22 protein-coding genes, 11 tRNA genes, 4 rRNA genes and 2 other annotated features are annotated in these 24,713 nt (G+C 47.6%); all 37 genes read left to right on the forward strand.

The genetic code is table 11. The features are described 5' to 3' along the window. Positions 1 to 9: 9 nt before the first annotated feature. A 5S ribosomal RNA gene (gene rrf / locus QWY22_RS00400) occupies positions 10 to 125 on the forward strand. A gap of 9 nt (positions 126 to 134) precedes the next feature. Continuing rightward, a tRNA-Val gene (locus tag QWY22_RS00405) sits at positions 135 to 210 on the forward strand. Between the two features lie 13 nt (positions 211 to 223). Then, positions 224 to 299: transfer RNA gene (locus tag QWY22_RS00410), tRNA-Thr, on the forward strand. A 9-nt stretch (positions 300 to 308) separates the two neighbouring features. Further along, positions 309 to 384 (forward strand) — tRNA-Lys (locus QWY22_RS00415). A gap of 24 nt (positions 385 to 408) precedes the next feature. Further along, a tRNA-Leu gene (locus QWY22_RS00420) sits at positions 409 to 493 on the forward strand. Positions 494 to 498: 5 nt separating this feature from the next. Then, positions 499 to 573: transfer RNA gene (locus QWY22_RS00425), tRNA-Gly, on the forward strand. 28 nt (positions 574 to 601) lie between these two features. Beyond that, positions 602 to 690: transfer RNA gene (locus QWY22_RS00430), tRNA-Leu, on the forward strand. A gap of 41 nt (positions 691 to 731) precedes the next feature. Continuing rightward, a tRNA-Arg gene (locus QWY22_RS00435) sits at positions 732 to 808 on the forward strand. 25 nt (positions 809 to 833) lie between these two features. Then, a tRNA-Pro gene (locus tag QWY22_RS00440) sits at positions 834 to 910 on the forward strand. Positions 911 to 916: 6 nt separating this feature from the next. Then, positions 917 to 992 (forward strand) — tRNA-Ala (locus QWY22_RS00445). 172 nt (positions 993 to 1,164) lie between these two features. Then, positions 1,165 to 2,714: ribosomal RNA gene (locus QWY22_RS00450) — 16S ribosomal RNA — on the forward strand. 102 nt (positions 2,715 to 2,816) lie between these two features. Then, a tRNA-Ile gene (locus tag QWY22_RS00455) sits at positions 2,817 to 2,893 on the forward strand. 9 nt (positions 2,894 to 2,902) lie between these two features. After that, positions 2,903 to 2,978, forward strand: a tRNA-Ala gene (locus QWY22_RS00460). A gap of 123 nt (positions 2,979 to 3,101) precedes the next feature. Beyond that, a 23S ribosomal RNA gene (locus QWY22_RS00465) occupies positions 3,102 to 6,036 on the forward strand. A gap of 53 nt (positions 6,037 to 6,089) precedes the next feature. Next, positions 6,090 to 6,205: ribosomal RNA gene (gene rrf, locus QWY22_RS00470) — 5S ribosomal RNA — on the forward strand. Together the 16S, 23S and 5S rRNA genes with 11 tRNA genes alongside form the textbook arrangement of a ribosomal RNA operon. Before the next feature lie 162 nt (positions 6,206 to 6,367). Further along, on the forward strand, positions 6,368 to 6,613 hold the full coding sequence (locus QWY22_RS00475; protein ID WP_300982479.1) for a hypothetical protein: 246 nt from the start codon (positions 6,368 to 6,370) through the stop codon (positions 6,611 to 6,613). A gap of 156 nt (positions 6,614 to 6,769) precedes the next feature. After that, positions 6,770 to 7,240: a CtsR family transcriptional regulator gene (locus QWY22_RS00480; RefSeq protein WP_300982480.1), complete on the forward strand. Its 471-nt coding sequence runs from the start codon at positions 6,770 to 6,772 to the stop codon at positions 7,238 to 7,240. Positions 7,241 to 7,251: 11 nt separating this feature from the next. After that, a complete protein-coding gene (locus tag QWY22_RS00485; protein ID WP_300982481.1) occupies positions 7,252 to 7,785 on the forward strand; it encodes a UvrB/UvrC motif-containing protein in 534 nt (177 codons plus the stop codon). After that, a complete protein-coding gene (gene mcsB, locus QWY22_RS00490) occupies positions 7,775 to 8,866 on the forward strand; it encodes a protein-arginine kinase McsB (RefSeq protein ID WP_300982482.1) in 1,092 nt (363 codons plus the stop codon). Before QWY22_RS00485 ends, mcsB begins: the two co-directional genes overlap by 11 nt. Next, complete coding sequence (gene clpC / locus QWY22_RS00495; protein ID WP_036803827.1) at positions 8,863 to 11,310, forward strand: ATP-dependent protease ATP-binding subunit ClpC; 2,448 nt, start codon at positions 8,863 to 8,865, stop codon at positions 11,308 to 11,310. The genes mcsB and clpC overlap by 4 nt, the downstream gene beginning before the upstream one ends. A gap of 64 nt (positions 11,311 to 11,374) precedes the next feature. Beyond that, positions 11,375 to 12,751 carry a DNA repair protein RadA gene (gene radA, locus QWY22_RS00500; RefSeq protein ID WP_036803828.1) on the forward strand — a complete coding sequence of 459 codons (1,377 nt, stop codon included), beginning with the start codon at positions 11,375 to 11,377 and terminating at the stop codon, positions 12,749 to 12,751. 103 nt (positions 12,752 to 12,854) lie between these two features. Continuing rightward, on the forward strand, positions 12,855 to 13,958 hold the full coding sequence (locus tag QWY22_RS00505) for a PIN/TRAM domain-containing protein (protein WP_074511514.1): 1,104 nt from the start codon (positions 12,855 to 12,857) through the stop codon (positions 13,956 to 13,958). Between the two features lie 13 nt (positions 13,959 to 13,971). Beyond that, positions 13,972 to 14,667, forward strand: coding sequence for a 2-C-methyl-D-erythritol 4-phosphate cytidylyltransferase (gene ispD, locus QWY22_RS00510; RefSeq protein WP_053167073.1), 696 nt, complete (start codon positions 13,972 to 13,974; stop codon positions 14,665 to 14,667). Beyond that, positions 14,664 to 15,164, forward strand: a complete 501-nt coding sequence (gene ispF / locus QWY22_RS00515; RefSeq protein ID WP_053167075.1) for a 2-C-methyl-D-erythritol 2,4-cyclodiphosphate synthase — start codon at positions 14,664 to 14,666, stop codon at positions 15,162 to 15,164. Before ispD ends, ispF begins: the two co-directional genes overlap by 4 nt. Before the next feature lie 40 nt (positions 15,165 to 15,204). Beyond that, positions 15,205 to 16,668, forward strand: a complete 1,464-nt coding sequence (gene gltX / locus QWY22_RS00520; protein ID WP_053167077.1) for a glutamate--tRNA ligase — start codon at positions 15,205 to 15,207, stop codon at positions 16,666 to 16,668. A 63-nt stretch (positions 16,669 to 16,731) separates the two neighbouring features. Further along, positions 16,732 to 16,950, forward strand: a binding site (T-box leader). 52 nt (positions 16,951 to 17,002) lie between these two features. Then, a complete protein-coding gene (gene cysE / locus QWY22_RS00525) occupies positions 17,003 to 17,665 on the forward strand; it encodes a serine O-acetyltransferase (protein WP_300982483.1) in 663 nt (220 codons plus the stop codon). Next, the gene (cysS, locus tag QWY22_RS00530) at positions 17,662 to 19,062 is read left to right on the forward strand and encodes a cysteine--tRNA ligase (RefSeq protein ID WP_300982484.1); all 1,401 of its coding nucleotides are present in this window, start codon (positions 17,662 to 17,664) and stop codon (positions 19,060 to 19,062) included. Before cysE ends, cysS begins: the two co-directional genes overlap by 4 nt. Before the next feature lie 4 nt (positions 19,063 to 19,066). Next, a complete protein-coding gene (locus QWY22_RS00535; protein WP_300982485.1) occupies positions 19,067 to 19,486 on the forward strand; it encodes a Mini-ribonuclease 3 in 420 nt (139 codons plus the stop codon). Then, positions 19,483 to 20,235, forward strand: a complete 753-nt coding sequence (gene rlmB, locus QWY22_RS00540) for a 23S rRNA (guanosine(2251)-2'-O)-methyltransferase RlmB (RefSeq protein ID WP_036803845.1) — start codon at positions 19,483 to 19,485, stop codon at positions 20,233 to 20,235. The genes QWY22_RS00535 and rlmB overlap by 4 nt, the downstream gene beginning before the upstream one ends. Before the next feature lie 4 nt (positions 20,236 to 20,239). Beyond that, positions 20,240 to 20,749: an NYN domain-containing protein gene (locus QWY22_RS00545; protein ID WP_224077360.1), complete on the forward strand. Its 510-nt coding sequence runs from the start codon at positions 20,240 to 20,242 to the stop codon at positions 20,747 to 20,749. 4 nt (positions 20,750 to 20,753) lie between these two features. Further along, positions 20,754 to 21,470, forward strand: a complete 717-nt coding sequence (sigH, locus tag QWY22_RS00550) for an RNA polymerase sporulation sigma factor SigH (RefSeq protein WP_407072357.1) — start codon at positions 20,754 to 20,756, stop codon at positions 21,468 to 21,470. A 70-nt stretch (positions 21,471 to 21,540) separates the two neighbouring features. After that, entirely contained in the window at positions 21,541 to 21,687 is a 147-nt protein-coding gene (gene rpmG, locus QWY22_RS00555; protein WP_300982487.1) for a 50S ribosomal protein L33, read from the forward strand. A gap of 59 nt (positions 21,688 to 21,746) precedes the next feature. Further along, positions 21,747 to 21,932 (forward strand): preprotein translocase subunit SecE, encoded by a 186-nt coding sequence (gene secE / locus QWY22_RS00560; RefSeq protein WP_036803851.1) that lies wholly within the window; start codon positions 21,747 to 21,749, stop codon positions 21,930 to 21,932. A 103-nt stretch (positions 21,933 to 22,035) separates the two neighbouring features. Next, positions 22,036 to 22,569 (forward strand): transcription termination/antitermination protein NusG, encoded by a 534-nt coding sequence (gene nusG, locus QWY22_RS00565; protein ID WP_300982488.1) that lies wholly within the window; start codon positions 22,036 to 22,038, stop codon positions 22,567 to 22,569. A gap of 162 nt (positions 22,570 to 22,731) precedes the next feature. Next, positions 22,732 to 23,157, forward strand: coding sequence for a 50S ribosomal protein L11 (gene rplK / locus QWY22_RS00570; protein ID WP_033542812.1), 426 nt, complete (start codon positions 22,732 to 22,734; stop codon positions 23,155 to 23,157). 106 nt (positions 23,158 to 23,263) lie between these two features. Then, positions 23,264 to 23,959, forward strand: a complete 696-nt coding sequence (gene rplA, locus QWY22_RS00575) for a 50S ribosomal protein L1 (RefSeq protein WP_300982489.1) — start codon at positions 23,264 to 23,266, stop codon at positions 23,957 to 23,959. 42 nt (positions 23,960 to 24,001) lie between these two features. Continuing rightward, positions 24,002 to 24,152, forward strand: a sequence feature (ribosomal protein L10 leader region). A gap of 36 nt (positions 24,153 to 24,188) precedes the next feature. Further along, positions 24,189 to 24,689 carry a 50S ribosomal protein L10 gene (gene rplJ, locus QWY22_RS00580; protein WP_300982490.1) on the forward strand — a complete coding sequence of 167 codons (501 nt, stop codon included), beginning with the start codon at positions 24,189 to 24,191 and terminating at the stop codon, positions 24,687 to 24,689. Positions 24,690 to 24,713: the final 24 nt, after the last annotated feature.

Below are 24,713 nucleotides of genomic sequence, written 5' to 3' on the forward strand. Positions count from 1 at the left end.
ACAATCCAGTCCAGTGATGATGGCAAAGAGGCCACACCCGTTCCCATCCCGAACACGGAAGTTAAGCTCTTTTGCGCCGATGGTAGTTGGGGGTTTCCCCCTGTGAGAGTAGGACATTGCTGGGCATACATAATGGAGGATTAGCTCAGCTGGGAGAGCATCTGCCTTACAAGCAGAGGGTCGGCGGTTCGATCCCGTCATCCTCCACCATTTTTTCTCTTTCGCCGGAGTAGCTCAACTGGTAGAGCAACTGACTTGTAATCAGTAGGTTGAGGGTTCAAGTCCTTTCTCCGGCACCACTCATGTTTGAGCCATTAGCTCAGTTGGTAGAGCATCTGACTTTTAATCAGAGGGTCGAAGGTTCGAATCCTTCATGGCTCACCATTTTTACAACTTCATTATTGCCACGCGGGTGTGGCGGAACTGGCAGACGCACTAGACTTAGGATCTAGCGCCTTCGGGCGTGGGGGTTCGACTCCCTTCACCCGCACCATTTTTGCGGAAGTAGTTCAGTGGTAGAACGCCACCTTGCCAAGGTGGAGGTCGCGAGTTCGAACCTCGTCTTCCGCTCCATTTTTTTGCACAATCTTGCTGACCCTAAGCCGGGGTGGCGGAACTGGCAGACGCACAGGACTTAAAATCCTGCGGTAGGTGACTACCGTACCGGTTCGATTCCGGTCCTCGGCACCATTAAGCAAAAAAACCGTAGGTTTTCTCCTATATCATAAGAAGCGCCCGTAGCTCAATTGGATAGAGTACTTGACTACGAATCAAGCGGTTAGAGGTTCGAGTCCTCTCGGGCGCGCCATATTTTCAACTCAGCAGTTTCAGTTCGGGAAGTAGCTCAGCTTGGTAGAGCACTTGGTTTGGGACCAAGGGGTCGCAGGTTCGAATCCTGTCTTCCCGACCATTCAATGGGGCCTTAGCTCAGCTGGGAGAGCGCCTGCCTTGCACGCAGGAGGTCAGCGGTTCGATCCCGCTAGGCTCCACCATTATTTTTATTCAAATGAACCTTGAAAACTGAACAGCAAAACGTCAACAATAGCAACGGCCGCGCAAAACGGCCCGCGCAAACAACTACTGATCAGGCATTGCCAGATCAAGCGACTCGTGCGTTCTTCGGAACGGCGAGACGCCAGCAGAATTTGAGCAAGTCAGTTCTCTATAATGGAGAGTTTGATCCTGGCTCAGGACGAACGCTGGCGGCGTGCCTAATACATGCAAGTCGAGCGGAACACTTGGAGCTTGCTCCAAGCGTTTAGCGGCGGACGGGTGAGTAACACGTGGGCAACCTGCCCTGCAGATCGGGATAACTCCGGGAAACCGGTGCTAATACCGAATAGTTTGACCTCCCTCCTGGGAGGTTACGGAAAGACGGTTTCGGCTGTCACTGCAGGATGGGCCCGCGGCGCATTAGCTAGTTGGTGGGGTAACGGCCCACCAAGGCGACGATGCGTAGCCGACCTGAGAGGGTGATCGGCCACACTGGGACTGAGACACGGCCCAGACTCCTACGGGAGGCAGCAGTAGGGAATCTTCCGCAATGGACGCAAGTCTGACGGAGCAACGCCGCGTGAGTGATGAAGGTTTTCGGATCGTAAAACTCTGTTGCGAGGGAAGAAACCGTGCCAATTAACTACTGGCACCTTGACGGTACCTCGCCAGAAAGCCACGGCTAACTACGTGCCAGCAGCCGCGGTAATACGTAGGTGGCAAGCGTTGTCCGGAATTATTGGGCGTAAAGCGCGCGCAGGCGGTCCTTTAAGTCTGATGTGAAAGCCCACGGCTCAACCGTGGAGGGTCATTGGAAACTGGGGGACTTGAGTGCAGAAGAGGAAAGTGGAATTCCATGTGTAGCGGTGAAATGCGTAGAGATGTGGAGGAACACCAGTGGCGAAGGCGACTTTCTGGTCTGTAACTGACGCTGAGGCGCGAAAGCGTGGGGAGCAAACAGGATTAGATACCCTGGTAGTCCACGCCGTAAACGATGAGTGCTAAGTGTTAGGGGGTTTCCGCCCCTTAGTGCTGCAGCTAACGCATTAAGCACTCCGCCTGGGGAGTACGGCCGCAAGGCTGAAACTCAAAGGAATTGACGGGGGCCCGCACAAGCGGTGGAGCATGTGGTTTAATTCGAAGCAACGCGAAGAACCTTACCAGGTCTTGACATCCCGCTGACCGCCCTGGAGACAGGGCTTTCCCTTCGGGGACAGCGGTGACAGGTGGTGCATGGTTGTCGTCAGCTCGTGTCGTGAGATGTTGGGTTAAGTCCCGCAACGAGCGCAACCCTTGATCTTAGTTGCCAGCATTCAGTTGGGCACTCTAAGGTGACTGCCGGTGACAAACCGGAGGAAGGTGGGGATGACGTCAAATCATCATGCCCCTTATGACCTGGGCTACACACGTGCTACAATGGACGGTACAAAGGGCTGCCAACCCGCGAGGGGGAGCCAATCCCAGAAAACCGTTCTCAGTTCGGATTGCAGGCTGCAACTCGCCTGCATGAAGCCGGAATCGCTAGTAATCGTGGATCAGCATGCCACGGTGAATACGTTCCCGGGCCTTGTACACACCGCCCGTCACACCACGAGAGTTTGTAACACCCGAAGTCGGTGAGGTAACCCTTGTGGAGCCAGCCGCCGAAGGTGGGACAGATGATTGGGGTGAAGTCGTAACAAGGTAGCCGTATCGGAAGGTGCGGCTGGATCACCTCCTTTCTAAGGATATATTCGGAACGAAACCTGCGGGTTTCGGTTGACGTTTTGCGTTCAGTTTTGAAGGTTCAGTAGAACTTTCCTGATCATTTTGAATACCCAAGAGGGCCTATAGCTCAGCTGGTTAGAGCGCACGCCTGATAAGCGTGAGGTCGATGGTTCGAGTCCATTTAGGCCCACCATAACTTCTTGGGGCCTTAGCTCAGCTGGGAGAGCGCCTGCCTTGCACGCAGGAGGTCAGCGGTTCGATCCCGCTAGGCTCCACCAATCGTTTTCTTTTTTTTTGCGCGAAAACGAGCTTGTTCTTTGAAAACTGGATATGACGACATTGAAACAACGAAAACAAGCAACACGAGTGATGAGACCGGTTTTTTCGGTCGACTTTCTAATGGTTAAGTTAGAAAGGGCGCACGGTGGATGCCTTGGCACTAGGAGCCGAAGAAGGACGGCACTAACACCGATATGCTCCGGGGAGCTGTAAGTGAGCTTTGATCCGGAGATTTCCGAATGGGGGAACCCACCGCCTTTAATGGGGCGGTATCCATGTGTGAATTCATAGCACATGAGAAGGCAGACCCAGGGAACTGAAACATCTAAGTACCTGGAGGAACAGAAAGCAAATGCGATTCCCTGAGTAGCGGCGAGCGAAACGGGATCAGCCCAAACCAAGAGGCTTGCCTCTTGGGGTTGTAGGACACTCAATACGGAGTTACAAAAGAAGCGGTTAGGCGAAGCGACCTGGAACGGTCCGCCACAGTGGGTAACAGCCCCGTAGCCGAAAATCGCTTCCCTCCTGAGTGGATCCTGAGTACGGCGGAACACGTGAAATTCCGTCGGAATCCGGGAGGACCATCTCCCAAGGCTAAATACTACCTAGTGACCGATAGTGAACCAGTACCGTGAGGGAAAGGTGAAAAGCACCCCGGAAGGGGAGTGAAACAGATCCTGAAACCGTGTGCCTACAACTAGTCAAAGCCCGTTTATGGGTGATGGCGTGCCTTTTGTAGAATGAACCGGCGAGTTACGATTGCATGCAAGGTTAAGGTGAGAAGCCGGAGCCGCAGCGAAAGCGAGTCTGAATAGGGCGAATGAGTATGCAGTTGTAGACCCGAAACCAGGTGATCTACCCATGTCCAGGGTGAAGGTAAGGTAACACTTACTGGAGGCCCGAACCCACGCACGTTGAAAAGTGCGGGGATGAGGTGTGGGTAGCGGAGAAATTCCAATCGAACCTGGAGATAGCTGGTTCTCTCCGAAATAGCTTTAGGGCTAGCCTCAAGATTGAGAATCCTGGAGGTAGAGCACTGTTTGGACTAGGGGCCCATCCCGGGTTACCGAATTCAGACAAACTCCGAATGCCAGTGATTTATGCTTGGGAGTCAGACTGCGAGTGATAAGATCCGTAGTCAAGAGGGAAACAGCCCAGACCACCAGCTAAGGTCCCCAAATATCCGTTAAGTGGAAAAGGATGTGGCGTTGCTTAGACAACCAGGATGTTGGCTTAGAAGCAGCCATCATTTAAAGAGTGCGTAATAGCTCACTGGTCGAGTGACACTGCGCCGAAAATGTACCGGGGCTAAACGGATTACCGAAGCTGTGGATGGACATCTCAGATGTCCGTGGTAGGAGAGCGTTCTAAGGGCGTCGAAGCGGGACCGGAAGGATCCGTGGAGCGCTTAGAAGTGAGAATGCCGGTATGAGTAACGAAAGACGGGTGAGAATCCCGTCCACCGAATGCCTAAGGTTTCCTGAGGAAGGCTCGTCCGCTCAGGGTCAGTCGGGACCTAAGTCGAGGCCGATAGGCGTAGACGATGGACAACAGGTTGATATTCCTGTACCACCTCCCCGCCGTTTGAGCAATGGGGGGACGCAGAAGGATAAGGCGAGCGCGCCGTTGGTTGAGCGCGTCCAAGCAGCAAGGTGGGAAACGAGGCAAATCCCGTTTCCGCAAACATTGAACTGTGACGGCAAGGGGCATTGCGCCCTGGAGTCCCTGATTTCACACTGCCAAGAAAAGCCTCTAGCGAGGCGGGAGGTGCCCGTACCGCAAACCGACACAGGTAGGCGAGAAGAGAATTCTAAGGTGAGCGAGTGAACTCTCGTTAAGGAACTCGGCAAAATGACCCCGTAACTTCGGGAGAAGGGGTGCTCTGGTAGGGTGTATAGCCCGAGAGAGCCGCAGTGAATAGGCCCAGGCGACTGTTTAGCAAAAACACAGGTCTCTGCAAAACCGTAAGGTGACGTATAGGGGCTGACGCCTGCCCGGTGCTGGAAGGTTAAGGGGAGTGCTTAGCGCAAGCGAAGGTGCGAACTGAAGCCCCAGTAAACGGCGGCCGTAACTATAACGGTCCTAAGGTAGCGAAATTCCTTGTCGGGTAAGTTCCGACCCGCACGAAAGGCGTAACGATCTGGGCACTGTCTCAACGAGAGACTCGGTGAAATTATAGTACCTGTGAAGATGCAGGTTACCCGCGACAGGACGGAAAGACCCCGTGGAGCTTTACTGCAGCCTGATATTGAATTTTGGTGCAACTTGTACAGGATAGGTAGGAGCCAGAGAACCCGGAGCGCCAGCTTCGGGGGAGGCGTCGGTGGGATACTACCCTGGTTGTATTGAAATTCTAACCCACGCCCCTGATCGGGGCGGGAGACAGTGTCAGGCGGGCAGTTTGACTGGGGCGGTCGCCTCCTAAAGAGTAACGGAGGCGCCCAAAGGTTCCCTCAGAATGGTTGGAAATCATTCGCAGAGTGTAAAGGCACAAGGGAGCTTGACTGCGAGACGTACAGGTCGAGCAGGGTCGAAAGACGGGCTTAGTGATCCGGTGGTTCCGCATGGAAGGGCCATCGCTCAACGGATAAAAGCTACCCCGGGGATAACAGGCTTATCTCCCCCAAGAGTCCACATCGACGGGGAGGTTTGGCACCTCGATGTCGGCTCATCGCATCCTGGGGCTGTAGTCGGTCCCAAGGGTTGGGCTGTTCGCCCATTAAAGCGGTACGCGAGCTGGGTTCAGAACGTCGTGAGACAGTTCGGTCCCTATCCGTCGCGGGCGCAGGAAATTTGAGAGGAGCTGTCCTTAGTACGAGAGGACCGGGATGGACACACCGCTGGTGTACCAGTTGTTCCGCCAGGGGCATCGCTGGGTAGCTATGTGTGGCCGGGATAAGTGCTGAAAGCATCTAAGCACGAAGCCCCCCTCAAGATGAGATTTCCCATTGCGCAAGCAAGTAAGATCCCTCAAAGACGATGAGGTAGATAGGTTCGGGGTGGAAGCGCAGCGATGCGTGCAGCTGACGAATACTAATCGATCGAGGACTTAACCAAACACCGTTGTTTTCAATGTCGCATATCCAGTTTTGAGGGCGCAAGCACTCATGTCCAGTGATGATGGCAAAGAGGCCACACCCGTTCCCATCCCGAACACGGAAGTTAAGCTCTTTTGCGCCGATGGTAGTTGGGGGTTTCCCCCTGTGAGAGTAGGACATTGCTGGGCCAAGAAAAAAAGCCGTTGCCGGTATTTCCGGCGGCGGCTTTTTTGTGTTTTCTTTATCGCTTATTCAAAATTGAAATAAGCATAAGTGATCATTTTTGATTAATTTCTTTCTAAGGATTGAACTTTCTGTTTTACGGGAAAAGCTTAAGAGAGGTGATGGTGATGAAACCGGGATTATATAAAGTAGAGACAATTGATAAAAGAACGGCTTTGTTAACCCCTATTAATGGCGACACTGATCAGTACACTTTTCCAGTAACAGATTTTACACATGACGTTACTGAAGGCGACGTAGTAGAAGTTTGGCGTGAAGGAACAAAATGGTTGACTAAATACCGAGAAGAAGAAACTACGTCGATTTCGAGTCATGCAAAAGATTTTATGAAACGAATATTAGATAAAGAATAGTATGTGCAAAAGCCTTGGGATTTTTCTCGAGGCTTTTTTGACGTACGCCTTCTGCAAATCATTCTATTTGAATTCCTTAAAATGCATGGTGTATAATAAAGTCAAATATAGTCAAAGTCAGCTTTTGACGTATTATGTATCGAAGAGGTGAAGGCGATGCGGAATATTTCAGACGTGATTGAAGGTTATTTGAAAGAAGTTATCGAATTAAGCGAGAGAGACCATATTGAAATAAAAAGAAATGAAGTAGCAGAAAAATTTCAATGTGTGCCTTCTCAAATAAATTATGTGATTAACACTAGGTTTACTGTCGATAGGGGCTATCTGGTTGAAAGCAAAAGAGGCGGGGGCGGCTATATCCGCATCAAGCGGATTAGGATGCATCAGAAATCTGATGTGATTTCTGATATTATCGGCCGCCTGGAAAATGGAGCTACTCAGAGCATGGCAGAAGACATTGTTTTTCGGCTCTTGGATGAAGATGTCGTATCCAAACGAGAAGCGAAATTAATCTTAAGTGCCATCGACCGCTCCACTTTGCTTTTGCCTTTGCCGGTTCGAGATGAAGTAAGGGCAAGGATACTTATTGCGATGCTCTTTACTTTAAAGTATCAGTCAAACACATAAGGGGTGATAAAATGATTTGCGATCAATGCGGAGAACGTCCTGCTTCCGTAATTGTTAAACAAAAGATGCAGGGACAGATGACGGAGCGTCATTTATGTCACGTCTGTGCTGCTGAAAACCACAACTTAAATTTTGTTTTTGAACAAGATCCTATGGCTATTCATCAATTGTTGTCTAATTGGTTTCCTAAACAGCAAACTTCAGTAAGTCCAGTGAAAAAAGAAGTGGCGGTCTGCCCTTCTTGCGGATTTACTTTTACAAAGTTTTTGGAGCTGGGAAAATTCGGTTGTGCAACTTGTTATGAAGCCTTTGAACCACAATTAGAAAACATTTTTAAACGGCTTCACAACGGCAATTTTGAACATGCTGGAAAAATTCCTGCTTCTTATGGAAGCACATTAAAGATACGAAAAGAAATAGAAGAACTAAGAAAGCTTATGCAAGTTTCAATTCAAAATGAGAATTTTGAAGAAGCAGCAAAATTCCGGGATGAAATTAAAGAATTAAATCTTCAGCTTGAAGGAGGTGTCCCGGATGGCAATTGAACGTTTTTTGCAACCAAGAGCCAGCAGCTGGATGGCGAATGATGGTGATAATGTCGATATTGCCATGAGTACACGCATTCGGCTGGCACGCAATTTAAGTGACTTCCAATTTCCCTATTCATATTCGGAGGATGAAGCACTAAAAGTGGATAAAGAAGTGTCTTCTGTTCTCCTTGATAAAGCACATGAGTTGAATCATTCGTTTACACATATTAATATACAGGAAACCCCTAAGCTGCAAAGGGAAGTATTGGTTGAGAAACACTTGATCAGCCCTTACTTGGCAAATGGGACACATTCAGGATCAGTCCTGCTGTCAGAGAATGAAGAGCTTAGTGTCATGGTCAATGAAGAAGACCATTTGCGGATACAAAGTCTGCAGTCGGGGTTTCATTTGCAAGAAGCCTATCAGGCAGCCAACCAATTGGATTCCTTGCTGGAAAAAAATCTCTCCTATGCCTTCCATGAAAAGTTTGGTTATTTAACCAGCTGTCCTACGAATACCGGAACAGGAATGAGAGCTTCTGTCATGCTGCATTTGCCGGCGTTGACGATGTCCCATCAGATTACACGTATAATTCCAGCGATTTCACGTTTAGGAATGGTCGTAAGAGGTATTTACGGAGAAGGCAGCGAAGCTTTAGGCAATGTCTATCAGATTTCCAACCAAATGACTCTTGGGAAGTCGGAATACGATATTTTGCAGGATTTGCAGAATATGACCGAACAGATTATTCACCAAGAACGATTGGCTAGAGAGGCTATTTTAAACAACTCACCACTTGCTTTGGAGGACCGGATTTACCGGTCTCTTGGAACGCTGACCTATTCCCGTTTATTGTCTACGGAAGAAGCAGCAACTTGTTTATCGGATGTTCGCTTAGGCATTGATTTAAAAATGATCGAAGATATGGACATGTCCATTTTGAATGAATTGATGATTTTTATGCAGCCGGCTTTTCTTCAGCAATATGCCGGGAAACCGCTGCAGCCCAAAGAACGTGATGTTGCCCGCGCGAAATTATTCCGCGAGCGTTTGAATAAAGAAAAAGCAACCCATGAAGGAGAGGAATTCGCATGATGTTTAATCGATTTACACAACGCGCACAAAAAGTGCTTCAATTAGCTCAAGAAGAAGCTATTCGCATGAAACATGAATCAATTGGAACAGAGCATATTTTGCTTGGTTTAATTCGTGAAGGCGGCGGTATTGCTGCTAAAGCTCTAGAGGCTATCGAAGTTAATACGCAATTGATCGAAGAAGGCGTTAAAGAACTGGTGGGAGTCGGCGAAAAAGATGTCGGCCCGATCGTTCACTATACACCTCGTGCTAAAAAAGTTATTGAACTGTCTGTAGATGAGTCCCGCAAATTGGGCCATTCTTATATCGGCACTGAGCATTTACTGCTTGCGTTGATCCGTGAAGGTGAAGGCGTAGCGGCACGTGTATTAGGCAATGCAGGCGTCAGCTTGAATAAAGCGCGTCAGCAAGTCTTGCAATTGTTAGGCAGCAATGAGCAGGCGTCTACTGGTAGCAGCCCAAATGCTTCTGCCAACACGCCGACTTTAGATGGTTTAGCTCGCGATTTGACACAAGTGGCACGTGAAGGAAGCTTGGATCCGGTTATCGGAAGAAGCCAGGAAATCACCCGTGTTATTGAAGTATTAAGCCGCCGTACGAAAAACAACCCGGTCTTGATCGGTGAGCCAGGGGTTGGTAAGACAGCGATTGCTGAAGGGTTGGCCCAGCAAATCGTCAACAATGAAGTGCCGGAAACTTTACGCGACAAACGTGTGATGGTATTGGATATGGGAACTGTGGTTGCAGGCACCAAATACCGCGGGGAATTTGAAGATCGCCTGAAAAAAGTGATGGACGAAATTCGCCAAGCCGGCAATGTCATTCTCTTTATCGATGAGTTGCATACATTGATCGGTGCAGGTGGAGCAGAAGGTGCGATTGACGCATCAAACATCTTGAAACCTTCTCTTTCACGCGGTGAATTGCAATGTATCGGCGCTACAACATTAGATGAATACCGTAAATACATTGAAAAAGACGCAGCTCTTGAACGACGCTTCCAGCCGATTCAAGTAGACGAGCCATCAGTAGACGAAACAATCTTGATCATCAGAGGGCTACGCGACCGTTACGAAGCGCATCACCGGGTGAAAATTACGGATGAAGCGATTGAAGCGGCAGCAAAAATGTCGGACCGTTACATTTCAGACCGTTTCTTGCCGGATAAAGCGATTGACTTGATCGATGAAGCAGGTTCTAAAGTAAGACTTCGTTCATATACCACTCCACCAGATTTGAAAGAGCTTGAAGCAAAACTGGATGCAGCCCGTTCTGAGAAAAATGAAGCGGTGCAAAGCCAAGAGTTTGAAAAGGCAGCTTCTTTGCGCGATGCTGAACAAAAATTAAAAGATCAATTAGATAAAACGAAAAAAGAATGGAAAGAAAAGCAAGGCAAAGAAGAATCTGAAGTAACAGTCGAAGACATTGCAAAAGTGGTCTCTATGTGGACTGGCATTCCGGTTTCCAAACTAGCGCAAACCGAGTCTGAGAAACTATTGAACTTGGAAGAAATTCTTCATAACCGCGTAATTGGTCAGGAAGAAGCGGTAACATCGATTTCCAAAGCGATTCGCCGCGCGCGTGCCGGATTGAAAGATCCGAAACGTCCAATTGGTTCATTCATCTTCCTCGGGCCTACTGGTGTTGGTAAAACAGAACTTGCCCGTGCGCTTGCTGAATCGATGTTCGGCGATGAAGACGCAATGATCCGTATTGATATGTCCGAGTACATGGAAAGACATTCGACGTCACGCCTTGTCGGATCGCCTCCAGGTTATGTCGGTTATGAAGAAGGCGGCCAGCTGACTGAAAAAGTCCGCAGAAAACCTTATTCCGTCGTCTTGCTGGATGAAATTGAAAAAGCGCATCCGGATGTCTTCAACATTCTTTTACAAGTGCTTGAAGATGGCCGTTTGACAGACTCCAAAGGACGCAGAGTCGATTTCCGCAATACCGTGATTATCATGACTTCAAACGTTGGTGCTGAAGAGCTGAAATACAACAAATACGTTGGTTTCAACTTGGAAGATGCGAAAACGGATTACAAAGACATGAAAGGCAAAATGTTGGCTGAGTTGAAAAAAGCCTTCCGCCCTGAGTTCTTGAACCGTATCGATGACATGATCGTGTTCCACTCACTTGAAAGAGAGAACTTGAGAGAGATTGTGAACTTGATGTCGAAACAATTGACGGATCGTTTAAAAGAGCAAAACATCGATTTGGAATTGACAGAAGCAGCGCTTGAAAAAGTGGCGCAAGAAGGGTATGATCCTGAATACGGGGCACGACCACTTCGCCGTGCACTTCAAAAACATGTCGAAGACCGTTTGTCTGAAGAATTGTTAAAAGGAACAGCCATTGCGGGTCAACGAATTGTGTTTGATGTCGAAGATGATGATTTTGTGGTCCGTACGAAAGAACCGATTGCAACTGAAACAAAATAAATAAGTTAAACAATCCGCTCGCCGGACTTCGGCGGGCGTTTTTATTTGGAAAAGGAGGCCCCACATGGCTAAGAAAAAAACGAAGTTTATTTGCCAATCGTGCGGTTATGAGTCAGTGAAATGGATGGGCAAATGCCCTGGGTGCGGTGAGTGGAACCAGATGGTTGAGGAAGTGGAAGTGGCAGCTCCTAAAGGAACGCGCGGTGCCTTTCAGCATTCGGCTACTGTTTCTCAAAAAGCGACGCCGATCAACTCGATTAAAACACAGGAAGAACCGCGTGTAGAGACGAAGATGGGCGAGTTGAACCGTGTGCTTGGCGGCGGCATTGTGCCGGGTTCACTGGTACTGATCGGTGGAGACCCGGGAATCGGGAAATCCACCTTGCTGCTTCAAGTTTCAGCGATGCTCGCTAATAGCGGCAGCCGCGTCTTGTATATTTCAGGAGAAGAATCCATCCGCCAAACCAAGTTGCGTGCAGAACGATTGGATGCGTCTTCTTCGGAATTGTATATCTATGCAGAAACCAATCTGGAATTGATTCACCATACCATAGAAGAAGTAGCGCCTGATTTTGTGGTGGTTGACTCTATCCAAACGGTCCATCATCCGGAAGTGACTTCAGCACCGGGAAGCGTGACGCAAGTCCGGGAAAGTACAGCAGAATTGATGCGAATTGCGAAAACAAAAAATATCGCGATTTTCCTGGTTGGCCACGTTACAAAAGAAGGGCAGATTGCCGGGCCGCGGATTCTTGAGCATATGGTGGATACTGTGCTTTATTTTGAAGGCGAGCGCCATCATACGTACCGCATTTTGCGCAGCGTGAAAAACCGCTTTGGTTCAACGAATGAAATTGCGATTTTTGAGATGCTGCAAAGCGGCTTGAAAGAAGTCTTGAATCCGTCGGAGCTGTTTTTGCAGGAGCGGTCGAGCGGTGCAGCAGGGTCGACGGTTGTCGCTTCGATGGAAGGGACCCGTCCGATTCTCGTGGAGATTCAGGCATTGGTCACGCCTTCAAGCTTCAACTATCCGAAACGGATGGCAACAGGAATTGATCAAAACCGTGTTTCGCTGATCATGGCGGTGCTGGAAAAACGCGCAGGTATGCTTTTGCAGGCACAGGATGCTTATATCAAAGTGGCCGGCGGCGTGAAGCTTGACGAACCGGCAATCGATTTGGCGGTGCTTGCAAGCATTGTTTCAAGCTACCGCGACAAAGCGCCGAATGTGTATGACTGCATCATCGGCGAAGTCGGGCTAACAGGTGAAGTGCGCCGGGTCTCGCGGATTGAACAGCGGGTCCAGGAAGCAGCAAAACTTGGGTTTAAACGCGCGATTGTTCCTGCTTCCAACTTAGGCGGCTGGGATTATCCGGAAGGCATTCGGGTCATTGGCGTTGAAAGTGTAAATGATGCATTAAAAGAAATTTTTCCACAATGAGGGGGCACTTGGTGCCTCCTTTTTCTTTTCCTTATTCTAACAAGGGTCCTGAAAGCCTTTCTCATGCAAAATGTGTATAATTATAAAAAAGGAGGTGGAGTCTATGTTAAAAAAAATTATCCAGATTTTGTTTTTGCTGATTGGCGCTGCAGTTGGAATCATATTTTTTCCTTACGTATTTGAACTTATCCCTATTCCCGACAGCCCCTGGATCAATAATGCAATCGTTTCAGCCTTGATCGGCGCGCTTATTTTCTTTGTATTGTCTTTATTATTTGCGGATTTAATTGTGAAGTTTATGAAGTGGATGGAAGAAAAGCTGCTTCATGCCCCGACACCGGATTTATTGTTCGGGACAATCGGACTCATCATTGGGTTGGTCGTTGCGTTTCTGATCGGATTTGCTTTGAATACCATTGATATTCCAATCGTTGCTACAGCGGCACCAATTATTTTATCCGTTGTACTCGGATATTTGGGTTTTGCCGTAGGATTCCAAAAGCGGGAAGAGATCATTTCGATGCTAACTCCCCAAAGACTGGTTTCGGCAAATAAGAAAACGGAAATTGAAGCACCGCCTGTTGAAAAAGTTTCGTATAAACTGCTCGATACCAGCGTGATCATTGATGGCCGGATTGCCGACATCTCCGCTACCGGGTTCATGGAAGGCACGTTTGTCGTACCCCAATTCGTACTGTCGGAACTGCAGCACATTGCCGATTCTTCCGATACGTTGAAGCGGACGCGCGGCCGGCGCGGCTTGGATATTTTAAAACGCCTCCAAAGTGAGCGCGAAGGTGCTATTATGATTACGGAAGAAAATTTTGATGAAGTCAGTGAAGTGGACTTGAAACTGATGCGCGCGGCGAAGAAAATGGGCGGCCAAGTGGTAACCAATGATTTTAATTTGAATAAAGTCTGCGAATTGCACAATGTCCCTGTTTTAAATATCAATGATTTGGCCAATGCGGTAAAACCTGTGGTTATCCCGGGTGAAGACATGCATGTAGTGGTCATTAAAGACGGCAAAGAGCAAAATCAAGGCGTAGCGTATTTGGATGATGGTACAATGATTGTTATTGAAGATGGAAAAGGGTATATTGGGCAGGCTATTGATGTGACCGTGACGAGTGTATTGCAGACTTCTGCAGGGCGCATGATTTTTGCGAAACCTCGTGAAGGCCGCCAAGCCTCAATGAATGGATAAAGGATGTAACAATATGAACTATACAGTCGTCTTGCCTGCTGCAGGCAGCGGGAAACGAATGAAAGCAAATAAAAACAAATTATTGCTCGAGCTTTTTGACAAGCCGATTTTTCTTTACACGCTGGAAGTGTTCCAGCAAGATCCAGCGTGTGAAGCTATTTGGCTTGCGGTGAAAGAAGAAGAACGGCAAATCATCGATCAGTATGTGACGAAATACAAGATCACAAAAGTTCACGGCTATGCAGACGGCGGAATGGAGCGGCAGGACAGTGTGCGGGCTTGTCTTGAAGCGATTCCGCCTTGTGGCGTTGTGCTGGTGCATGATGCAGCCCGGCCGTTCATCTCGCAAGATGTCATTACGCGCCTGGTTGAGACGGCCAAGGCGTGCGGCGCGGCCATTGCAGCGGTGCCGGTAAAAGACACCATCAAAAAAGCGGACAATGGGATTATCACGGAGACCGTCGACCGCAATGCGTTGTGGATGGTGCAAACCCCTCAGGCGTTTACGTATGAACTAATTTTAAAAGCAGCCAAGGCAGCTGTGGAAGACGGGTTTTTGGGAACGGACGAAGCGATGCTCGTAGAGCGCTTGAACCATCCCGTGCAAATAGTGGAAAGCACGTATGAGAATGTGAAAATGACGACACCGGAAGATTTGATTTATGGCAAAGCCATTTTGGAAAGCCAGATACAGGAGGGGCAAAGATGATGCGGATTGGACAAGGTTATGATGTACATCAGTTAGCGGAAGGGCGACCTTTCATTTTAGGGGGCATTGAAATCCCTCATGACCGGGGCTTGCTCGGACATTCGGATGCAGATGTTTTGCTTCACACGATTACAGATGCAGCACTCGGTGCAATTGGCGGAGGAGACATTGGCAAGCATTTCCCGGATACGGATCCGGAATTTAAAGACGCCGACTCCAGAAAATTATTGACGCATATTTGGCAATACGTGAAAGAACAGGGCTATGAACTTGGCAATGTGGATTGCACGGTTATCGCCCAAAAACCGAAACTGGCACCATTTATTGAACAGATGCGCGAATCGATTGCGACTTTGCTGGAAGCAGATATTTCCCAGGTAAATGTAAAAGCGACAACTTCTGAACACCTTGGATTTACCGGACGCGAAGAAGGCATTGCGGCTCTTGCTGTGATCTTGCTGGTGGAACGCCCGCTTTCACTGGACGCGCCAGAGTGATAGAATAGGAGATACTGTTATTCATTTAGGAGGAAAAAAGATGACACAAGAAGTACGCGTACGCTATGCGCCAAGCCCGACTGGCCATTTACATATCGGCGGTGCCCGCACAGCGCTTTTCAATTATTTATATGCACGCCACCACAATGGCAAATTTATCGTCCGTATTGAAGATACCGATATTGCCCGCAATATCGAAGCAGGCGAGTTGTCCCAACTGGACAATTTGAAATGGCTTGGCATTGATTACGATGAGTCCGTGGATATTGGCGGAGAGTATGGTCCGTATCGCCAAATGGAACGTTTGGATATTTATAAAGGCTATGCTGCCGAAATGCTTGAAAACGGCACGGCTTATAAATGTTTCTGTACACCGGAAAAACTGGAAGCAGAACGTGAAGCGCAAAAAGCGTCAGGCATTGCTGCACCGCAATACGCAGGCACTTGCCGCAATTTGACAGCTGAAGAAGTGGCAGAAAAAGAAGCAGCTGGTTTGCCGTATACGCTCCGCATGAAAGTGCCGGCCGACGTAACGTATGAGTTTGAAGACTTGGTTCGCGGTACGGTTTCTTTCGAATCGAAAGATGTGGGTGACTGGGTGCTGGTTAAAACAAACGGCATCCCGACATACAACTTTGCCGTTGTTATAGACGATCATTTGATGAAAATGACGCATATTTTCCGCGGGGAAGAGCATTTGTCGAACACACCGAAACAATTGATGGTTTTTGATGCCTTTGGATGGGAATACCCATCATTTGGCCATATGACATTGATCATCAACGAAGACCGCAAAAAACTGTCAAAACGCGATGAGTCGATTTTGCAGTTTATTTCTCAGTACAAAGAACTGGGCTATATCCCGGAAGCGCTATTCAATTTCTTTGCGCTGCTCGGCTGGTCTCCGGAAGGCGAAGAGGAAATCTTCTCGAAAGAAGAATTGATCCGCATTTTCGATGTGAAGCGTTTGTCGAAATCGCCATCTATGTTTGATAAGCAAAAATTGATGTGGATGAACAACCAATACATCAAGCAATTGCCGCTGGAAGAAGTGGTGAAGCTGTCGCTTCCTCATTTGCAAAAAGCCGGAAAATTGCCTGAAGCATTAACCGAAGAACAAGCAGCCTGGGCTGAAAAACTGATTGCTTTGTACCACGACCAAATGAGTTTCGGGGCGGAGATTGTGGAACTGTCCGATCTGTTCTTCTCAGATGAGCTGTCTTACGGCGAAGCTGAACAAGAAGTGTTGGCAGGGGAACAAGTTCCGGAGGTGATGGCGGCTTTCAAAGAGCAGCTGGAATCACTGGAAACCTTCGAGCCGGCAGAAATCAAAGCAGCCATCAAAGCGGTGCAAAAAGCGACCGGCCATAAAGGCAAAAACTTGTTCATGCCAATCCGTGTCGTCACAACCGGCCAATCGCACGGTCCGGAATTGCCGGATTCGATCGCTTTATTGGGCAAGGAAAAATCAATTGCCCGCGTTTCCCAATTTGTTAAAGCATAAGCTTGGAGCAAAAGCGGATAAAATTGACTTATCGGTCCAAACGTGTAAAATGGACTTACTATTAGGAAATCGTTGACGAGAAGAAGTACATGCAGCAAGCTCCAAAGAGAGGATCATCACCGGCTGAAAGTGATCCGGGCCGCTGCTGCATCGAAATGCCTCTCCGAGTGCTGAGTCGAATCAAGTAGACCAGACGTACCGCCTGCGTTAAAGGTGTTCAAGAGAGAAAGGTGCTTTTGCCTTTCTAATCAGAGTGGAACCGCGCAACGATGCGTCTCTGTCATTCAATTGACAGGGGCGCTTTTTATTTTGCTCAAGAAAGGAGACGGGAATTGTGTGGAAACTATTAAAAGATGATGTCGATGTCATCTTCGAACAAGACCCAGCGGCCCGGAGTTATTTGGAAGTCATCTTGACCTATTCCGGTTTGCACGCCATTTGGGCGCACCGGCTGGCACATTTCTTTTTCAAGAAGAAGTTGTTTTTTATCGCTCGTGTCATTTCGCAAATCAGCCGCTTTTTTACCGGCATTGAAATCCATCCGGGCGCTGTGATCGGCCGCCGCTTTTTTATTGACCATGGCATGGGTGTCGTTATTGGAGAGACCTGCATCATCGGCGACAACGTGACGCTGTACCAGGGAGTAACTCTCGGCGGAACCGGCAAAGAACGCGGCAAGCGCCATCCGACATTGGAAGACAATGTACTGGTGGCAACGGGTGCGAAAGTTCTCGGATCGATTGTCATCGGGGCCAATTCCAAAGTTGGAGCAGGTTCTGTCGTATTGAAAAATGTACCGGCAAACGCAACGGTTGTCGGCATACCGGGAAAAGTCGTCATTCAGGACGGCGTGAAAGTAAAGCCGGATTTGAATCATCAAAATATGCCGGATCCGGTGATGGACAAATGCGAGTCGATGGAACTGAAAATCGCCGCTATGGAACAGGAAATTAACCAGTTGAAAAATGCATTGAAGAAAGAAGGTAGCTCCAAATGACGATTCAAATTTTTAATTCGTTAACACGCCAAAAAGAAGAGTTTATCCCGTTGGAAGAGGGAAAAGTAAAAATGTATGTATGTGGCCCGACGGTTTACAACTACATCCATATCGGCAATGCACGGCCGGTGATTGTATATGACACAGTTCGCCGCTACCTTGCTTACCGTGGATTTGATGTGACGTACGTTTCCAATTTCACAGATGTCGATGATAAATTGATCCGTGCAGCCAACGAGCTGGGCGAGGAAGTCCCGCAGATTGCCGAACGATTTATCAATGCCTATTTTGAAGACACAAAAGCGCTTGGCTGTGCAGAAGCGGATGTCCACCCGCGCGTAATGGACCATATCCCGCAAATTATTGATTTTATTGAAGTGCTGGTTGAAAAAGGCTATGCGTATGAATCACAGGGAGACATCTATTACCGGACCCGCAAATTCGAAGGCTACGGCAAATTGTCGCATCAATCGGTTGATGAACTGAAAATCGGCGCCCGTATTGAAACCGGTGATAAAAAAGAAGACGCCTTGGATTTCGCTTTATGGAAATCGGCAAAACCCGGCGAGATCTCATGGGAAAGCCCATGGGGAGCAGGACGCCCTGGCTGGCATATCGAATGTTCCGTCATGGCGCGTGAGCATTTAGGGGATACGATTGACATCCATGCAGGCGGACAGGATTTAACGTTCCCGCATCATGAAAATGAAATTGCCCAGTCGGAAGCATTGACCGGCAAAACATTTGCCCGCTACTGGATGCACAACGGCTACATCAATATCGACAACGAAAAAATGTCCAAGTCGCTGAACAACTTTGTGCTGGTCAATGACATATTAAAAGAGCTGGACCCGCAAGTGCTTCGCATGTTTATGCTGTCGGTGCACTACCGCCATCCCATCAACTATTCCCAAAGCTTAGTAGAGGATGCGATTGCTGGCCTTGAACGTTTGCGCACCGCCTATGCCAATTTGAAGCATCGATTGGAAACGTCTGCTGGTCTAGGGGATCATTCCGATATTTGGTTGGCAAAAATCAATGGCATCCGAGAAGCTTTTATTGAAACGATGGACGATGATTTCAATACAGCGGCCGGCATTTCGAAAATCTTTGATTTATCCCGCTTGTCCAATACGTACTTACTGGAAAAACAGACAGCAGCCGAAGTGCTCGAAGCGTTCGTTGCTATGTTCGATGAACTCATGAATGTTCTTGGATTGCCGTTTAAACAAGAAGAGGAACTATTGGATGCGGAAGTGGAAGCACTTTTGGCGGAGCGGATTGAAGCCCGCAAAAACCGTGATTTTGCAAGAGCGGATGAAATCCGTGATTTGTTTAAGGAAAAAAACATCATCTTAGAAGATACAGCGCAAGGCACGCGTTGGAAAAGGGGGTAACGGCGTGAACGTATTACGAAACAGCGACGTTGACCAATTGAATGCGCTGGCGCTTGCCTATATGGGCGATGCGGTTTATGAACAGGCGGTGCGCGAGCATCTCCTGCGTTCAGGCCGTGCGAAACCGAATATCCTTCACCGCCAGTCGACAACATTCGTTTCGGCTAAAGCACAAGCGCTGGTGTTGAAGCGCTTGACGGAAGAAGAATTTTTGACCGAAGCGGAACTGGCTGTCATGAGAAGAGGCCGCAACGCGAAATCGGGCTCGGTGCCGAAAAACACCGATGTCCAGACCTATAATTTCAGTACCGCATTTGAAGCGGTGCTCGGCTGGCTGTATTTAAAAGAGCAGCAGGAGCGGGTCGATGAAATTATTGCGTATGCGATCGATATCGTAGAAGAGCTGAGAGGAGTGGTCAAATGAGCGAGGAACTAACACCGGAAATCATCGGCGGCAAAAACCCTGTACTGGAAGCTTTGCGCGCTGACCGGGATGTCAATAAAATCTGGGTGGCAGAAGGCGTCCAGAAAAAAGGAATCACAGAATTGCTGCAGCTGGCAAAAGAGAAAGGCGTGTTGGTCCAGTTTGTTCCGAAGAAAAAAATAGACGGGCTGACAGACTCCAATCACCAGGGCATTGCAGCAGCGGTGGCGGCTTACAATTATGCGGAACTAGAAGATTTGTTCAAAGCAGCTGAAGCGCGTTCGGAAGATCCTTTCTTTTTGATATTGGATGAACTGGAAGATCCGCATAACTTGGGGTCGATCATGAGAACGGCCGATGCCATCGGAGTTCATGGCATCATCATTCCGAAACGGCGTGCAGTCGGCCTGACTGCAGTTGTAGCGAAGTCTTCAACAGGCGCTATTGAACATGTGCCGGTCGTCCGGGTCAATAATCTGTCGCAAGTGGTGGATGAATTGAAAAAACGCGGCGTTTGGATTGCCGGGACGGATGCCAAAGAATCCACGGATTATCGCAATATGGACGCCGGATTGCCGCTGGCGGTCATCATTGGCAGCGAAGGAAAAGGCATGAGCCGGATTCTCCGTGATAAATGCGATTTTTTGTATCAATTGCCGATGGTTGGCCACGTGACATCGTTGAATGCTTCTGTTGCCGCCAGTCTTTTGATGTACGAAGTCTATAGGAAGCGCAATCCGCTGGGTTGAAGCCATGGACATTCTACTGGTTGATGGATATAACATCATTGGAGACTGGTCAGAACTGAAGGAATTGAAAAAAGAAAAGCTCGCCGATGCCCGAGACCGGCTCGTTGAGCAAATGGCCGAGTACCAGAGCTATAAAGGGTGGCGCGTCATCATTGTGTTTGACGCCCATCTGGTTCCTGGTATAGAAGCGAAAAACAAGCGGCACGATATCGAAGTGATTTACACGAAAGAAAGCGAAACGGCAGATGAGCGGATTGAAAAGCTGGCTACAAGCTTGAGCAACCGCCGAGACCAGATTCATGTGGCGACGTCCGATATGACGGAACAGCGTGTGATATTCGGCAAAGGGGCCTTGCGGATTTCTGCCAGGGAATTAAAAATTGAGATGGATGAAATACAACAGAATATTTCAAAAAAAGTGAAAGAAATCCAGGAGCAGCGGGCATTTTCCAAGATTTCACTTTCGGATGAAGTGACAGAAGTTTTTGAAAAATGGAGACGTGGACAGAAATGATAGGTTGACGCTCAATTTTTGCTTCCTGTATACTGTTGATATCGAGGCTCGCGCAACCGGAGGGATAGCCGTGGTAAATCATGAGCAAGTTCAAGCCCAGCGATTCACAGAAATGACAGATGAAGAACTTGTTAGTTTAGTCCACAGCGGAAACACTGAAGCCCTGGATTTTTTAATCACGAAGTTTCGGCATTTCGTCCGCATGAAGGCCCGCTCCTATTTTCTGATCGGTGCTGACAAAGAAGACATTATCCAAGAAGGCATGATCGGTTTATACAAAGCGATCCGGGATTTTAAAAGCGACAAATTGTCTTCGTTCCGGGCATTTGCTGAATTGTGCATTATCCGCCAAATCATCACCGCGATTAAAACCGCTACCCGCCAAAAGCATATTCCGCTAAATTCCTATGTTTCTCTCGACAAGCCGATTTATGACGAGGAATCGGACCGGACGCTCATGGACGTATTGACCGGAAACGGTGCTGATGATCCAGAAGAGATGATGATCAACAATGAGGAATTTCTTTATATGGAAGCGAAGATGGGAGAAGTGCTGAGCGATTTGGAACGCGAAGTCCTGGCCCTTTATTTGGATGGCCAATCGTATCAGGAAATCTCCGAGAAGCTCGAACGCCATGTGAAATCAATCGACAACGCCCTTCAGCGGGTCAAGCGAAAGCTGGAGCGGCACCTTCAATTCGATGAGACGCGCATGTCGTAAAGTGCAGTTGACAGTTGACTTTTAAGGTGATACCCTTGAAAAAGCTGGAAACTCGAATAGGGTGAGAAAAATGGCTAAAAAAATCGTCTTAAGCTGCTCGAAATGTGCATCCCGCAATTATACGGTTCCAGCAAAACCGGAACCAGGCACACGTTTGGAACTTAAAAAATTCTGTGCTCATTGCAATGGGCATACCGTGCATAAACAAACGTTATGAATTTTAAGTGAAGGCCGAACGATATAGAGTAATTTTGAATTTCGGAGGTTTTTTAAACAATGGGCAACATTGGCAGTTTCTTCAAGAATGTCGTTTCGGAAATGAGAAAAGTAAGCTGGCCTAAACGGAAAGAATTGACCCGTTATACAATCGTCGTTCTTTCAACTGTAATCTTTATGGCTCTTTTCTTTGCATTGGTTGATACAGTGATTTCAGAATTGTTCCGATGGTTCTTAGCACTTTAATGCGATCATCAAGAATAACAGATAAAAAATAGCCCGTCAGTTTTTGAGAACGGGTTTTTTCATTTGGAAAAAAAGGAGGGATGGACGCACAGTCCGCTCGAATATGGAGAAAAATTGGTATGTAGTCCATACGTATTCCGGTTACGAGAACAAAGTAAAAGCGAACTTGGAAAAACGTGTAGAGACAATGGGCATGGAAGACCTGATCTTCCGCGTTATCATTCCGGAAGAACAGGAAACAGATTTTAAAGATGGCAAAAAACGCACAGTCATGCGCAAGACCTTCCCAGGATACGTTTTGGTGGAGTTAATCATGACAGATGAGTCTTGGTATGTGGTCAGAAACACTCCAGGGGTAACCGGCTTTATCGGTTCATCAGGCGGTGGAGCAAAACCGACGCCTCTATTGGATGAAGAAGTGGAGTTCATCTTGAAACAGATGGGCATGACTTCACGCAAAGTGGAAATCAACTTTGCTATCAGCGATACCGTAGAAGTAATGGAAGGGCCATTTGCGAACTTCCAAGGGAAAGTCGAAGAAATCGACGACACCAAAGGCAAAGTCAAAGTCTCGATTGATATTTTCGGACGCGAGACGAAAATGGAGCTTGATTTCGATCAAGTACAAAAAGTATAAAAGCCACTTGCTATTCTATTGCGGAAGTGGTATTATTTCATAGGTCAGACTGTCATCAGACAATTTGTACAAGATAACTAATTCTATCAACATAGTTGACAGAGATATTGAGTGGGAGGGGAAACCCTATTACCACATCACGGACTTAAGGAGGTGTGTTTCGTGGCTAAAAAAGTGATTAAAGTTGTAAAATTGCAGATCCCTGCAGCAAAAGCTAATCCAGCGCCACCAGTTGGTCCAGCATTGGGTCAAGCAGGTGTTAACATCATGGGCTTCTGTAAAGAGTTCAACGCGCGTACGGCAGATCAAGCAGGACTGATCATTCCAGTTGAGATTTCGGTATTTGAAGACCGTTCATTTACTTTCATTACGAAAACTCCACCCGCAGCTGTACTACTTAAAGTAGCAGCCGGTATTGAATCAGGTTCAGGCGAACCGAACCGCAATAAAGTAGCGACTGTGAAACGCGACAAAGTTCGCGAAATCGCAGAAACTAAAATGCCAGATCTAAATGCTGCTTCAGTTGAAGCTGCAATGTTGATGGTTGAAGGTACTGCTCGCAGCATGGGCATTACAATCGAAGACTAATACAGTAGTTGTTTTTGGATGGGTTGCGTGAGTTCAAAGTGAACCACGCAGCCTTTAATCGTGGGAGGTTTAAAACCGTTAGACCACAACAAGGAGGACGTTTAAAATGGCTAAAACAGGCAAAAAGCTGCAAGAAGCAGCAAAATTGATCGACCGTTCAAAATTATACGAAGCTAAAGAAGCGATCGAACTTGCTAAAAAAGCAAGCACAGTGAACTTTGATGCAACAGTAGAGGTAGCTTTCCGTCTTGGAATCGATACGCGCAAGAACGACCAGCAGATCCGTGGAGCAGTAGTGCTTCCAAACGGTACTGGTAAAACTCAAAGCGTATTGGTTTTCGCAAAAGGCGACAAACTTAAAGAAGCTGAAGCTGCAGGCGCTGACTTTGTTGGCGATGCTGAATATATCCAAAAAATCCAACAAGGATGGTTTGACTTCGACGTGATCGTAGCAACTCCTGACATGATGGGTGAAGTTGGTAAACTTGGACGCGTTTTAGGGCCAAAAGGCTTAATGCCAAACCCTAAAACAGGCACAGTTACATTTGATGTAACGAAAGCTGTTCAGGAAATCAAAGCTGGTAAAGTGGAATACCGTGCAGACAAAACAGGTATCATCCATGCACCAATCGGAAAAGTTTCTTTCGATGACAGCAAACTTGCTGAAAACTTAGAAGCGATCTACGATGTAGTCCTTAAAGCGAAGCCATCTTCTGCTAAAGGAACTTACATCAAATCTCTTAACGTAACTACTACTATGGGACCTGCTGTTAAAGTGGATTCTGGCACTGTAGGAAAATAAGAGTTTGACAAACCGTTTCGCCTTTGCTACAATAGCGAAGTTGTGAAATGTATATTCGTACCGCAGACAGCAGGGGCGCCAGCCGCTTAATTTATCCCTGCCGAGGACATGATGAATTCAGATGACATCTTTATTGATGCTGATCTTATGCCTCTGTGTCTGTAAAAAGACCAGAGGCTTTTCTTATGGACGTACCGGTATGAATGAAAAATCTATAGGAGGTGCCCAAATGACCAAAGCAGTTGAAACGAAAAAAGTAGTTGTGCAAACAATCGCTGACAAATTCGGTGCTGCAGCTTCTGTTGTAGTTGTCGATTACCGTGGTTTGAACGTTGCTCAATTAACAGAACTTCGTAAACAGCTTCGTGAAGCAGGAATTGAGTTTAAAGTTTACAAAAACTCAATGACTCGCCGTGCTACAGAAATGCACGGACTAGAAGCAATCAACGAACACTTGACAGGACCAAACGCGATTGCATTTTCAAATGAAGATGTAGTAGCACCAGCGAGAATCATCAACGATTTCGCTAAAAAGAACGAAGCGCTTGAAATTAAAGCGGGTATCATCGAAGGTAATGTATCATCTGCTGAAGATGTGAAAGCATTGGCAGAACTTCCATCACGCGAAGGCCTACTTTCTATGCTACTCAGCGTACTACAAGCACCAGTCCGCAACTTCGCTGCGATTACAAAAGCAGTTGCAGACAGCAAAGAAGAACAAGGCGCTTAATAAGTTAGCCGGATAAGCAAGACA

Source organism: Planococcus liqunii (assembly GCF_030413595.1).
Lineage (GTDB): Bacteria > Bacillota > Bacilli > Bacillales_A > Planococcaceae > Planococcus > Planococcus liqunii.

Coding starts and splice junctions, on each gene's coding strand:
- QWY22_RS00475 (WP_300982479.1), top strand. CDS start 6,368: ATGAAACCGGGATTATATAAAGTAGAGACAATTGATAAAAGAACGGCT.
- QWY22_RS00480 (WP_300982480.1), top strand. CDS start 6,770: ATGCGGAATATTTCAGACGTGATTGAAGGTTATTTGAAAGAAGTTATC.
- QWY22_RS00485 (WP_300982481.1), top strand. CDS start 7,252: ATGATTTGCGATCAATGCGGAGAACGTCCTGCTTCCGTAATTGTTAAA.
- mcsB (WP_300982482.1), top strand. CDS start 7,775: ATGGCAATTGAACGTTTTTTGCAACCAAGAGCCAGCAGCTGGATGGCG.
- clpC (WP_036803827.1), top strand. CDS start 8,863: ATGATGTTTAATCGATTTACACAACGCGCACAAAAAGTGCTTCAATTA.
- radA (WP_036803828.1), top strand. CDS start 11,375: ATGGCTAAGAAAAAAACGAAGTTTATTTGCCAATCGTGCGGTTATGAG.
- QWY22_RS00505 (WP_074511514.1), top strand. CDS start 12,855: ATGTTAAAAAAAATTATCCAGATTTTGTTTTTGCTGATTGGCGCTGCA.
- ispD (WP_053167073.1), top strand. CDS start 13,972: ATGAACTATACAGTCGTCTTGCCTGCTGCAGGCAGCGGGAAACGAATG.
- ispF (WP_053167075.1), top strand. CDS start 14,664: ATGATGCGGATTGGACAAGGTTATGATGTACATCAGTTAGCGGAAGGG.
- gltX (WP_053167077.1), top strand. CDS start 15,205: ATGACACAAGAAGTACGCGTACGCTATGCGCCAAGCCCGACTGGCCAT.
- cysS (WP_300982484.1), top strand. CDS start 17,662: ATGACGATTCAAATTTTTAATTCGTTAACACGCCAAAAAGAAGAGTTT.
- rlmB (WP_036803845.1), top strand. CDS start 19,483: ATGAGCGAGGAACTAACACCGGAAATCATCGGCGGCAAAAACCCTGTA.
- QWY22_RS00545 (WP_224077360.1), top strand. CDS start 20,240: ATGGACATTCTACTGGTTGATGGATATAACATCATTGGAGACTGGTCA.
- rpmG (WP_300982487.1), top strand. CDS start 21,541: ATGGCTAAAAAAATCGTCTTAAGCTGCTCGAAATGTGCATCCCGCAAT.
- secE (WP_036803851.1), top strand. CDS start 21,747: ATGGGCAACATTGGCAGTTTCTTCAAGAATGTCGTTTCGGAAATGAGA.
- nusG (WP_300982488.1), top strand. CDS start 22,036: ATGGAGAAAAATTGGTATGTAGTCCATACGTATTCCGGTTACGAGAAC.
- rplA (WP_300982489.1), top strand. CDS start 23,264: ATGGCTAAAACAGGCAAAAAGCTGCAAGAAGCAGCAAAATTGATCGAC.
- rplJ (WP_300982490.1), top strand. CDS start 24,189: ATGACCAAAGCAGTTGAAACGAAAAAAGTAGTTGTGCAAACAATCGCT.